We start from the raw sequence: 11432 nt of genomic DNA on the forward strand, positions 1-11432 counted from the left end.
ACAGAATTTCTTGACGACCATAGAGCATTGGAACCACCTGATCCCATCCCGAACTCAGTAGTGAAACGATGCATCGCCGATGGTAGTGTGGGGTTTCCCCATGTGAGAGTAGGTCATCGTCAAGATTGAATTCCGAAACCCCCATCTGCGAAGGCAGGTGGGGGTTTTGTCTTTCTGGGGCTTGGCAAAGTCAAAGTCAAAGTCAAAGTCAAGATCAACAGCTTCGCGGGCAAGCCTTGCTCCCACCGTATGCACAGCACCTGCGTCATAACCCCTGTTGGAGTAAGGCTTGTCCACGAAGGAGCCAGGCCTGCTAAACATCTCAGTGCAGGGTGAAGCATTTCTGGCTGTGTTGGATCTCTCATTAATATTAATCTCTCTGGCTCAAATAGAACGAACAGGGAGAGTTCAATGTTCATCGCCTACAAACCCGAATTGAGTTTCCATGGGACACTGCATTGGGAAATGCAGGATGGGAAACCCGCCGTTCATGGGCTAAGTGCTACGTATATCGAGAAAGCACCCACCGCCATAGACGATGGGTGGATATATGCGAGCGTCGGGGATACCTATTCAGGGCCAAAGCCTGTCGGCCTTGGGGTGGATATGGTGTCCGGCCGCCTGATAGGGCTGAGGTTCTGGTTCGCATGCTATTACTGCGAAGGTCATGACAGTTACCGCTACCGCTACAAGCTCACCGTGTTCGACGATCTACAGGTCGATAATCCCTTCCAGTTCTATACGCTGGACACGAGCCGCAACGGTTATCTGGCGGTCTACAAAGACAGTGCCCCACAATTGGCCAATGCAGATGGGCCTCTCTGGGAACTGAAGAATGTGGATCCTTGGGATGATATCAAGCACGGGGCTTCCCTCTCGAACGTCACGCTTATCAGCCCCGCTGGAAAGCCTGTACGCAGGAAAATGGAAGAGTACTTCCCTTACCTGAATGATCAGGCAGGTCATGACACCCGGTTCACGATCAATATCACGGACGATGCCGGCCTGTGTCCTTGGTGATCTCGTTTGCCGGCTGAACGCCCGGTGACGACAGCGTCTCGCTCATCTGGATGGGGGCTTGCATGCGGGGCCCGACACCTGCACCAATAGAAAACGTTATCTGGCGGATGTCTTTACGGAAATGTCGCTGTGGGGAGGCGAGACCTCGCATAGCGGCAAGGGATCGACGACCCCGACTAATCTACTTCGGTTATCACATCCTGCCGATAGCCACCCATTGCGAGTGGCTATCGGCGTCGCTATCTCAGTGACGTCAGACTGGCTCTTCGTCTCGCACAGGCTTCCTGGCGACTTCGTCATGACGACGAATGTACTTCCAGTCCGACTCGTCGATATAGATGCCGTTCGGCCCGCTACCGCCCTCGAGATCGATCGCCACCCGCGCCGACACCTGTGGCTTCACCGATGCGAGGATAGGGACGAAGCCCAGCTGCAAGCTGGTCTCCAGCAGCGCGGCCTGGTTGCGCTCATCGATATCCGCCGCTTCATCCAGGTAATACGGCAGGCGAATCTTGCCGGCCTGTTCGCGGTCCATCAGGTGCAGCAACAGATACATGTTGGTCAGCGCCTTGATGGTCATGGTCGTGCCGTTGGAGGCTGCACCGTCGATATCGGTATGAATCACCGGCTGGCCGTTGACCTTGGTGATCTCGAACGCCAGCTCGAACAGATCTTTCAGGCCCAGCTGGTTGTGGTTCGCCGCTACCAGGCGGGCCAGATACTCCTTGGCCTCTTCGTTCTTGTTGTCCTGCTCGGCACTCTGGCTCAGATCGAACACCGACAGGGTTTCGCCTTCCTCGTACTGACCGGCGCTGTGGATAATCTGATCGATATGTTTAAGCGCCTCTTTGTTCGGCGCGAGCACGATGCGGAAACTCTGCAGGTTGGAGACCTGACGCTTGTTGATCTCGCGGTTGAACAGCGCCAGTTGATGTTCGAGGCTGTCATAGTCGCTACGGATATTGCGCAAGGTGCGTGCGATGTCGGTGACCGCCGCGCGACGCGCCTTGCCCAGCGTCAAGGCTTCTTCAGTGCGATGACCATAGGCGTTGATGAGCAATTGCAGGCGCCGCTCCATGTCGTCTTCGCTGTCGAACTTGGCGACACCCTTGAGCCGTACCTGAGCGTACAACGCCTCGATCTGACCATCGACCCGCAGCAAGCCTTGCCAGCTGTCCTGATAGTCGTTGAGCAGCGGCAGCAGGTTGTCCATGGAGTCGTCGACCGGATCCATGAATGGTGTGCCGAACGGCAGATCCGCCGGTAGCAGCTGACGGCGTCGCAGTGCATCGTCGAGGGTGCGCTGTTTGGCTTCCATATCGGCGATCTGCCGGCCGATCAGTTGCAGCTTGGCGGAGAGTTGCTGGACGCGCTCGGTGAATGCGTCGCTGGAGCGTTTGAGCTCATCCTGCGCTGCCTCCATCTGTGCCAGCTGTTCGAGCTTGTCGTCTTCCTCGGCGCTCAAGGTCTGCGAGCGGCGGTAGTCTTCAAGGGCCTTTTGCGCATCCAGCACTTGTTGATACAGGGCTTCGGTCTGGGTTTTGCTCGCGGCACGGTCGGCGGCCACGGCCTGCTGGGTCTTGAGCTGTTTGAGCTCCTTGTCCAAGCGCTCCTTCTGGTCGCGCAGTGCGGCGCGGTCGGCCAGCGCCTGCAGGGCCGGAGGCTCGATGTGCGACAGGTCGATGGAGATCCCCGGCACCTCGAAGCGCTCACCCTTGAAGCCATCGAGGATGGCCTCCAGCGATTTGACCCAGGCGTCGTTGTCGTCCAGCGCAATGCCTTGCTCGCCCAACGGCAAGCTGAACAGCGCGCTGTTGAACAGGCGCATCAGGCGCTCGACATCCGGCTGCGAGAACTCTTCGCGCAGGCGCGCATAGCTGTTGTTGTCGGCATGATCGAGCTGCTGCTTCACCGACTTCAGGCGTTTCTCCAGATCACGCAGACGCTCTTCGAGGTCTTCGGCGCTGAACTGGCGAGACTGCGCCAAGGCGCCGGCGAGTTCGTCGTGGGCGTCCTTGGCGGCGAGCAATTGCTGCTCCAGCACTTTCACGTCGGTGACCAAGGCGAAGCGATGCTTGAGCACCGACAGTTCGCCCAGCCAGCGTTGCACGCCAGTGATTTCGCGTTCGAGGCGCATCAGCTCCTGAGTGCCGCTGCGTTGATCGTTTTGCAGCGAATCCTGTTCGCTGCGGTAATGCTCGGCCTGGATGACCAGCTCCTCCTTGCGCACGCCGGCGTAGTCCTGCCAGGTGCCGAGGAGATTGTCGAGCAGCGGCGACAAGCGATGCAGCTTACCGCGCAACAGATCGCGCTGATTCACGCCATTGGCCAGCGCCTCGACCAGCGGGCCGGCCGCGACCAGGGAGTTGTAGTCCTGCTCCATGCGGCGCACATCGCGGAAGGCTTCTTCGCAGGCCGCGATGTAATCGACGCTGCCCGAGCGCAGGCTGTGCTCGAAGGCATCGAGGAACAGCTGCTTGAGTTTGGCGGCAGTGATCTCGCGCATGTGCAGCAGGTTGATGAACAGCGCGCGGAAGGTCTTCAGACTCTGCTCGCTGGTGGAGCGCAGCGGGATCAGGGTCAAGTCCAGCGGAATCGACGTATGCCCGCCTACCAGCAGCCGGCGCAGTTCATCGGGCTTGAGCTCATAAGCCTTGAGGCCCTGCTGCTCAAGATTGGTGAACAGTTCTTTCTGCCGCAGGCAGGTGTCGTTCTTCTGGTAGTGGGCCAGATCGAGCTCGCCGGCATAGGCGAAAAACTGGTGACCGAAGCCGCCGCCGGGGCCACGCCCGACCACGCCGATCACATGCGGGCCGTGGGGCAGCGAGACTTCGCAGAGGATGTAGCTGGTATCGGTGGCGAAATAAAAGCGTCGCGATTGTTCGAGGCTGTATTTGCCGAAACTCATGTCCGACATGCGCGCCAGGATCGGAAACTGCAGCGCATTGATTGAGGCACTCTTGCCCAGGTTGTTGGCACCGTACACCGACAGCGGGTGTTCCAGCGGGAACAGGCCGAGGCTGTAGCCGGCGGTGTTGAGCAGTGCGAAGCGGCGAATGCCGTAGCGTTCCTGGCTCATGCGTCCATCTCCTTTTGCTCTTGAGCAATGGCACGGGCGAGTGCCGCTTCCTCGGATTCTTCTTCATCTTCGACGAAGGGGGCGAGGTCCAGTGGATCGTCGGTCTGCAGCAGCTTCTCGTCGCTGTCTTCGTCGATCAGCACCGGCGTCGGCAAGGGCAGATGACTGTGCAGGCTGGCCGCCAGATCGCGGTCTTGCTGCACCGACAGGCAGACGTCGAGGAAGCGATGCATCGGCGGCAGGAAGCGGTAGATACCGTTGTCTTCACTGGCGAAGCCGAGCTGTGTCATGCGGCGCATGATCTTTTCTTCAAGCTCGTCCTGGGTCTGCACCTCGGCCTGGATGAACAGGTCGCGGTACTTGTCCAGCAAGGACGGCAGTTCGTCGCGGCCAAGGCTGCCTCCGTCGAGCACGGCGATCGGATCGCGGCCCTGATCGGCCAGGTGCTCGACCAGGATGAAGGTAAACAACGACAGGCGCTGGGCGGTCTTGTTGACCTGCGCCGCGGCCTGATCGGGGACAAAGTAATAGAAGCCGCGGGTGTCGCATACCAGTTCGAAACCCAGCGCCTTGAACAGAGCGCGGTAAGCGTCCTGGTGGTTGGACAGTTGGGTATACAGCTCCGGGTCGCGGCGGCTGATGTGGAAGCCTTTGAACAGCTCGCGAAAAATCGGCGCCAGCTGGGACAGTTCAGAGAGATCAAGATGCATGTGGGGTACTCGCAGAGGGTTGCTCTGAGGGTTCGGATACGGTGCCAGGTGTCGCATCGGCACTGTTCAGCAAAGCGAAGGATTGCAGGCTGACCCGATGCTCGCGGGTCGAGTAGTCCTGGCGCTCGAGGCGCTGACGGGAAAAGCGCTTGTCACGCGACAGACGCGAGAACCAGTAGAGCAATTCGTCGGTGGCGCCGGTGGGCTCCTGCTCCAGCAGCCAGACCATCAGGTCGGGCAAGGGCAGGGCGTCTTCGCAGCGATCGAGCATCTCCTTGACCGTGCGCGGTGCCCGCGTTGGCTCGCCGCTTTTGGCCACCTTGTGCGCCCGGGGGAATTGCGCCGGCTTGGGCTCGAAGCGGGCCAACGCGTACACATAGGCCTCGACCTGACTGGCACTGCCCAGAAAGGTGCTTTGCGGGCGAGTGAACATCGGCATGGCGGCCTGCGGCACGGCGTCGATGCCTTTACGGCGGATCGCGGCCAACGCCAGCGCGGCGCCACGAGTCACGGCATTGTGCCGGCGAGCTTCTTCGCGCAACGGCAGGAGCAGCTCGCGCGCGTGGCGCAGGGTCAACTGGGCGCTGGTCTGCATCTCGAGAATGCGCGCGTGGGTACGCAGGAGCATGTCGTCGTCGACCAGATGGCCGAGGCGCTGCTGCTCGCCGAGCAAGCGCAGGAGGACGTTCTCGACCTTGCGCACGCCTTGCTCGAAGGCGCCATCAGCGTTGACCAGATTGATCATCGGCTCGACATATTCGTCCCAGGTCGCCAGTACTTCGGCGTAGCGCTGGCGCAGGGGGATCTGGCGGTCGCTGGTCTTGGCGCGTTCGGCCACCGATACCAGTGCCTGTTCGTCGTTGGCGAGTTTTTTCAGGACGTCGCGCACGCGCATGTCGAGCAGCCGCAGCTGGCGGGCCAGGTCGTTGCCGTCGCGGATATCGAAGGCCTGCTGGATATGCTCGGCCAGGCGCTCGAGGTGGCGCAGGTAGGCTTCGATTTCGAGGCACAGCCCCAGCCGGTGCTCGCGGCGCAGGTAGGCGAGAAAGTCATGGATCTGGGCATTCAGTTCGAAGCGATTGGGGCTCTTGGCCACCGGCACCAGAATATCCAGGCGGATCCATACGTCCAGCAGGGCGGTAATGTCCTGCGCGGTGCTGTCGATTTGCTGGGCGCCGAGCTGCTGGCGCAGTTCGCTCAGGCTCAGGGTGCCTTGGTCGAAGTGTTCGCACAGCGGCTCGAGCAAGGCCCAGTGTTCGGCGAGGGCGCGCAGGACGCGCTTGGGTTCGATCATGGGATGGCCGACTCGTTGCCAGATAAAAAGGGGGGGATTGTACTGCATCGAGAGGACCGCGTTTGAGCCCCTGATCGAGCAACATGGGCATATGTCGGGTTTTTCTCGCTCGACTGCGGCAGTGATCAGCGAACAGCGGTAGAATTGCCGCCTTTAACCCTTCACTGATGGTCGGCCCTTGCTAAACGAGTCCCGTCGCCGCGCTTATCTGGACGCCATGCAGGTGGTGCACTGGCTGCCGCGCACCGAATTGCCGTTCGCCGCGCCCTCCAGGCTGGAGCTGCTCGAGGTGCCGGCTGCGCTCATCGAGGCGCCCGTGGCGGTAATCGCCAGGCCAGTGGCCGCACCTGCCGTCGAGCAGCCCCGAGTCGTCGAACGGCCGAAAATCGAGGTGCCACGACCCTCGCCGACTCCGCGCCCAGGCAGCAAGCCCTTGGACGAGCCGGCTGAGGCCCCCGTGTTGGCCAAGTCCATCGCCGTGCCGCCGCCGCGCTTTGCCCTGCAGTTGCTGCGTTCCGGCCCTTGCCTGTTGCTGGTCGAACTGCCCACTGGCGAGCCGTTGCAGAGCCGCGATCCGGCCTATCTGCTGCTCAAGGACATGCTCCGCGCGGCCGGTCTGTCAGACAGCCCGCAGATTCTCGGCGAGCCAGTGCGCTGGCCGTTGCTGGCCAGAGGCAACCTGGATCAGGGCCCGGATGCCGCGCGGGATTTCGTGCAAGGGGTGGTCGCCATGCAGATGGAGCAGCAGCCGTGTGTGTGCCTGTGGCTGATCGGCCTGCCAGCGGTACGTTTTGCTGGCGAGGCCAATGCCGAAAGTTACGATCGCGAGCTGCAGGTTGAAGGCCTCGGCGTCGCCTGGGCCCTGCCGGGTCTCGAATTATTGATGGAAGAGCCCGCGCGCAAGGCTGGCGTCTGGCAAGCCATGCGCCGGCTGATGGTGCGCTGGAAGAACCGTGATGAGTGATGCCGTGAGTTTTCGCCGGATGACCGAGGCGGATATGGATGCTGTACTGAAGATCGAATTTGCCGCCTACAGTCACCCCTGGACCCGCGGCATCTTCACCGATGGGCTCAAGTCCTACGAGATCTGGCTGATGTTCGAGGGCGCGCAGCAAGTGGGGCATGGCGTCATCAATGTGATCATCGATGAGGCCCACCTGCTCAATATCACCGTCAAGCCTGAAAGTCAGGGGCGTGGTCTGGGCTTGCGCCTGCTCGAGCACTTGATGGCCCGGGCCTATGAAACCAATGGCCGAGAGTGCTTTCTGGAAGTGCGCTCCAGCAATCAGTCGGCCTATCGCCTGTACGAGCGCTTTGGCTTCAACGAGATCGGTCGCCGGCGCGATTACTACCCTGCTGTAGGCGGCCGCGAGGACGCCTTGGTCATGGCCTGCACGCTGTTCGAATAACCCTTTGGCCGTCGTGGGAGCGGGCTTGCGCGTCCGGCGCCGAAGCGCTTTAGACGGTCCTCGGCTGGCCCCTTCGCGAGCAGAGCTCGCTCCCACATAAAGCTTCGCGACTCAGCGATTGCCGTCCACTGGATCGCGCTCCGCCAGCTCTGCTTCATCCAGGCCGTTGCCGCCACCGATCTCGTCTTCGTCAACGATACTAAGGTCCTCGTCGTCCGGGCCGCCCACGCCGATCTCGTTGGGCGAACGCGCGCCGTCCTCGTGGATCAGGGTCTCGGGGCTCATATCATCATCGGTCGGCTCGTGGTCGTCTGTAGACGCCCCGGTCAAGCCAGCATCCCGTTCACGCGACAGCGGCAGCTCCTGGCGTAGCTCACGTTCCGCAATGGTGTCACCGATCTTGCCGGTGGGTTCGTCCGCGTTGAAATCCAGCTCCTCCATGGAGCCCATGCGGTCTTCATTGTCATCAATAGGTTCCGGCTGTGTAGCGCCGAAAGGGCGTTGTGATTCAGTCATGGTATTTCCTCCAGTTCGGGGCCTTAATAAGGTTGACCCAAGGGCGCGGTGAGGATTCAAAATCATTCACCGATGACATTTGGCGTGACCTCGTGGCACTGGGCCGAGTCAAAGGCTGTGCACCGTACTTGAGGCTTGAACATGAACGATCTACAAGAACTGATTGATAACAACGCGCGCTGGGCCGAGGCGATCAAGCAGGAAGATCCCGAATTCTTCGCCAAACTGGCACGTCAGCAAACCCCCGAGTACCTGTGGATCGGCTGCAGCGACGCGCGCGTGCCTGCCAACGAAATCGTCGGCATGCTGCCCGGCGATCTGTTCGTGCACCGCAATGTCGCCAACGTCGTGCTGCACACCGACCTCAACTGCCTGTCGGTCATCCAGTACGCGGTCGACGTGCTCAAGGTCAAACACATCCTGGTCACCGGCCACTACGGCTGCGGCGGTGTGCGCGCGTCCATGCAGGATCGCCAGTTGGGCCTGATCGACGGCTGGCTGCGCTCGATCCGCGATCTGTACTACGAAAAACGCAACGAGCTGGCACAGCTGGCGACTGAAGAAGAGCAGGTCGACCGCCTGTGCGAGTTGAACGTCATCCAGCAGGTCGCCAACGTCGGTCACACCAGCATCGTCCAGAATGCCTGGCATCGTGGTCAGAGCCTGTCGATCCATGGCTGCATCTATGGCATCAAGGACGGCCGCTGGAAGAGCCTGAACGCCACCATCAGCGGCTTCGAGCAGTTGCCGCCGCAGTATCGTCTGCGGGCGCTGGACTGATCGCTCGCAAGACAGCTCGTAAAAATTGCTCGGCAAAATAGCTCGGCAAAATAGCTCCGTAAAAAAGTCTTGTAACAGTCTGAAGGGTTATTTCATTCAACTATGCAAGCCTTCATGCGTTGATAGACAGGGTAGCCATGCACGTGCATTGAGCTACCCTTTCTTTTCGAACAATACGTACATGGAGGCAGGATGAAACCCTATGGCTGGTTAGCGCTCATGGCAGCGCTGTCGATTGGCAGCGTCCAAGCGGCAAGCAAGGAAGTCGAGATCAATCTGGTCAGCGCCGAGGGTGCGCCGCAGCCGATTGGCCTGGTGAAGATCGAGGAAACCCAGTACGGCCTGTTGTTCACGCCGCAGCTCAAGTCTCTGCCGCCTGGCATCCATGGTTTCCACGTGCACCAGAACGGCAGCTGCGCTTCGGCCACCACCGACGGCAAAGTCGTCGCGGCAGGGGCCGCGGGCGGGCACTTCGATCCGGACAAGACCGGCAAGCACTTGGGCCCTTACGGTGCGGGCCACTTGGGCGACTTGCCGGCGATCTACGTCAACGCTGATGGCACGGCCAGCTATCCGGTATTGGCGCCACGCCTGAAGACACTCTCTGAAGTGACCGGCCATGCCCTGATGGTGCACGCCGGTGGTGATAACCACGCCGATATGCCGGCGCCACTGGGTGGTGGCGGTGCGCGCATGGCCTGTGGGGTGATTTGAGGCTCTGAAACAAGGCATATGGCCTGCGAATGGGTCATATGCCGCGCCACAAATCTGCCGCCTCACGCACCGACAGGCGTCAGCACCGGCAACCCGGCAAAGTACGCCCGCAGATTCTCGATCACCATGACCACCGTTGCCTCCACCGCATCGGGCGACAGCCCGGCCACGTGCGGGGTGAGCACCACGTTGTCCAGCGTCTTGAACGCATCCGGAACGCGCGGTTCATCATCGAACACGTCGAGGCCGGCACCGGCGATCTGGCCGCTCTGCAAGGCCTGCAATAATGCTGCGGTATCAATCACGCTGGCCCGCGCGATGTTGACGATAAAGCCGTCGCGGCCCAGGGCTTGCAGCTCGGCACTGCCGACCAGATGCTCGGTGCCACTGCCACCGGGGGTGGCGACCACGAGAAAATCACAGTGCGCCGCGAGCTCCAGCACCGTGGCGCAGTACTGATAGCCAACATCCAGACGCGGGCGTCGATTGTGGTAGCTGACCTGCATGTCGAAACCCAAAGCGCAGCGCTTGGCGATGGCCATACCCACCGCCCCCAGACCCAACACGCCCAAGCGTTTACCCGCGAGGGACGGCCGCATTTCACGGGTCCAGCCACTGCGGCGTACCAGCGCATCGAGCTGCGGCACGTTGCGTACGCTGGCCAGCAGCAGCGCCAGGGCGTGGTCAGCCACCGACGAAGCATTCACGCCGGCACCGTTGGTCACGACAATGCCGCGACGCTGTGCTGCCGCCAGATCGACCTGCTCGTAGCCGGCGCCGATCACGGTGATGATTTCCAGCTTGTGCAGGGCGTCGATCTCGTCGGCGCGCAACCCCAGGGGCCCGCGGGTCAGCACCGCAGTGATCTGCTCGGCATGTTCACGCACCGCGTCGGCGCGGGTTTGCGGGGTCGGCGCGACGATCAGGCGAAAACCGGCGGCCTCCAGCAGAGGCAGATAGTCGCCGATGGTCTCAACCAGCACCAGAACCGTTGCACTCATATCACCGCTCTCTTGTATGAAAAACGCTGATCATAGCAACTTAACCATTGGGCAGGATTGCTTCCACCGGCGCGATATCGAGTGGCGTAATCCGGTAACCTTGTCGGTCGTATTCAATCTGCACCTTGCAGCGATCCATAGACCGTCAGTAAAAGGCAATCACATGACATGGCTTACCGACCCGGGCATCTGGACAGCCCTCCTACAGATCCTCGCGATCGACATTCTGCTGGGCGGTGACAACGCCGTGGTGATCGCCATGGCCTGCCGCAAGCTGCCCCTTCATCAACGTCGCAAGGCGATCTGGGGCGGTATGGCGGGCGCCATCGTGTTGCGCGTGGTGCTGCTGTTTTTCGCGATGGAATTGCTGGCGCTACCGTACTTGAAGGTAGTCGGCGCGCTGATGCTGCTGTGGGTAGGGATCAAGTTGCTGTCGTCCCATGATGACGATCCCGAGATCGACGGCGGCGTGCGGCTGATCACCGCGATCAAGACCATTATCGTCGCCGATGCGGTGATGTCGCTGGACAACGTGTTGGCCGTGGCAGGCGCGGGGCAAGGTAATATCTGGCTGGTTTCGGCCGGGGTGCTGATCAGTATTCCGCTGATCGTGCTGGGCAGCCGCCTGGTGCTGACGCTGATGGAGCGCTTCCCGTCGGTGATCCAGTTCGGTGGCGGACTGATCGGCTGGATCGCTGGCGGCATGCTGGTGGCAGACACCGCCGTGGCGCCCTGGTTGCCGTGGCCGGCAGTGTGGGTGCATTACATTGCGAGCGTGCTGGGTGCTGCGCTGGTGCTGGCGGTGGGTGCCTGGCTGAGCAAGCGCCATGCGGCCAGGCAAGAGGCCGAGCCAGGCACGCTGTAAGCGCCAAGAGCGGGCTTTTGCTTCAGGCAGCGAACCTGACAGTG

The 11432-nt window shown here is 61.3% G+C and carries 11 protein-coding genes and 1 rRNA gene; 7 read left to right on the forward strand and 5 right to left on the reverse strand.

Annotated features, from left to right (window positions below; genetic code table 11):
* Nucleotides 1-9: 9 nt before the first annotated feature.
* Together rrf and LIX93_RS24760 are read left to right on the forward strand one after the other, a co-directional pair.
* Nucleotides 10-125 (forward strand): 5S ribosomal RNA (gene rrf, locus LIX93_RS24755).
* Between the two features lie 286 nt (nucleotides 126-411).
* Nucleotides 412-1020: a hypothetical protein gene (locus tag LIX93_RS24760; protein ID WP_226506711.1), complete on the forward strand. Its 609-nt coding sequence runs from the start codon at nucleotides 412-414 to the stop codon at nucleotides 1018-1020.
* A 253-nt stretch (nucleotides 1021-1273) separates the two neighbouring features.
* On the opposite strand, the gene mksF is transcribed toward LIX93_RS24760, so the two are convergent.
* Genes mksF through mksB form a run of 3 tightly spaced genes read right to left on the reverse strand, consistent with a single transcriptional unit; the run spans nucleotide 1274 to nucleotide 6103 of the window.
* Nucleotides 1274-4099 (reverse strand): Mks condensin complex protein MksF, encoded by a 2826-nt coding sequence (gene mksF, locus LIX93_RS24765; RefSeq protein ID WP_226506712.1) that lies wholly within the window; start codon nucleotides 4097-4099, stop codon nucleotides 1274-1276.
* Nucleotides 4096-4809 carry an Mks condensin complex protein MksE gene (gene mksE / locus LIX93_RS24770; protein WP_226506713.1) on the reverse strand — a complete coding sequence of 238 codons (714 nt, stop codon included), beginning with the start codon at nucleotides 4807-4809 and terminating at the stop codon, nucleotides 4096-4098. Before mksE ends, mksF begins: the two co-directional genes overlap by 4 nt.
* On the reverse strand, nucleotides 4799-6103 hold the full coding sequence (mksB, locus tag LIX93_RS24775; protein WP_226506714.1) for an Mks condensin complex protein MksB: 1305 nt from the start codon (nucleotides 6101-6103) through the stop codon (nucleotides 4799-4801). The genes mksE and mksB overlap by 11 nt, the downstream gene beginning before the upstream one ends.
* 178 nt (nucleotides 6104-6281) lie before the next feature.
* Between mksB and LIX93_RS24780 the strand changes: the two genes are divergently transcribed.
* Nucleotides 6282-7067, forward strand: coding sequence for an energy transducer TonB (locus LIX93_RS24780; RefSeq protein ID WP_226506715.1), 786 nt, complete (start codon nucleotides 6282-6284; stop codon nucleotides 7065-7067).
* Nucleotides 7060-7512 (forward strand): ribosomal protein S18-alanine N-acetyltransferase, encoded by a 453-nt coding sequence (gene rimI / locus LIX93_RS24785; RefSeq protein ID WP_226506716.1) that lies wholly within the window; start codon nucleotides 7060-7062, stop codon nucleotides 7510-7512. The genes LIX93_RS24780 and rimI overlap by 8 nt, the downstream gene beginning before the upstream one ends.
* A gap of 111 nt (nucleotides 7513-7623) precedes the next feature.
* Here rimI and LIX93_RS24790 read toward each other — a convergent pair whose 3' ends face one another.
* Nucleotides 7624-8028 (reverse strand): serine kinase/phosphatase, encoded by a 405-nt coding sequence (locus LIX93_RS24790; protein ID WP_226506717.1) that lies wholly within the window; start codon nucleotides 8026-8028, stop codon nucleotides 7624-7626.
* A gap of 141 nt (nucleotides 8029-8169) precedes the next feature.
* On the opposite strand from LIX93_RS24790, the gene can reads away from it, so the two are divergent.
* A complete protein-coding gene (can, locus tag LIX93_RS24795; protein ID WP_226506718.1) occupies nucleotides 8170-8808 on the forward strand; it encodes a carbonate dehydratase in 639 nt (212 codons plus the stop codon).
* A gap of 192 nt (nucleotides 8809-9000) precedes the next feature.
* Nucleotides 9001-9522: a superoxide dismutase family protein gene (gene sodC / locus LIX93_RS24800; protein ID WP_226506719.1), complete on the forward strand. Its 522-nt coding sequence runs from the start codon at nucleotides 9001-9003 to the stop codon at nucleotides 9520-9522.
* A gap of 62 nt (nucleotides 9523-9584) precedes the next feature.
* On the opposite strand, the gene LIX93_RS24805 is transcribed toward sodC, so the two are convergent.
* Nucleotides 9585-10523 (reverse strand): 2-hydroxyacid dehydrogenase, encoded by a 939-nt coding sequence (locus LIX93_RS24805; protein WP_226506720.1) that lies wholly within the window; start codon nucleotides 10521-10523, stop codon nucleotides 9585-9587.
* Nucleotides 10524-10686: 163 nt separating this feature from the next.
* On the opposite strand from LIX93_RS24805, the gene LIX93_RS24810 reads away from it, so the two are divergent.
* Entirely contained in the window at nucleotides 10687-11388 is a 702-nt protein-coding gene (locus LIX93_RS24810) for a TerC family protein (RefSeq protein WP_226506721.1), read from the forward strand.
* Nucleotides 11389-11432 lie beyond the last annotated feature (44 nt).

It is taken from the genome of Pseudomonas sp. MWU16-30317 (genome assembly GCF_020515695.1).
In the GTDB taxonomy this organism is placed as follows: Bacteria; Pseudomonadota; Gammaproteobacteria; order Pseudomonadales; family Pseudomonadaceae; genus Aquipseudomonas.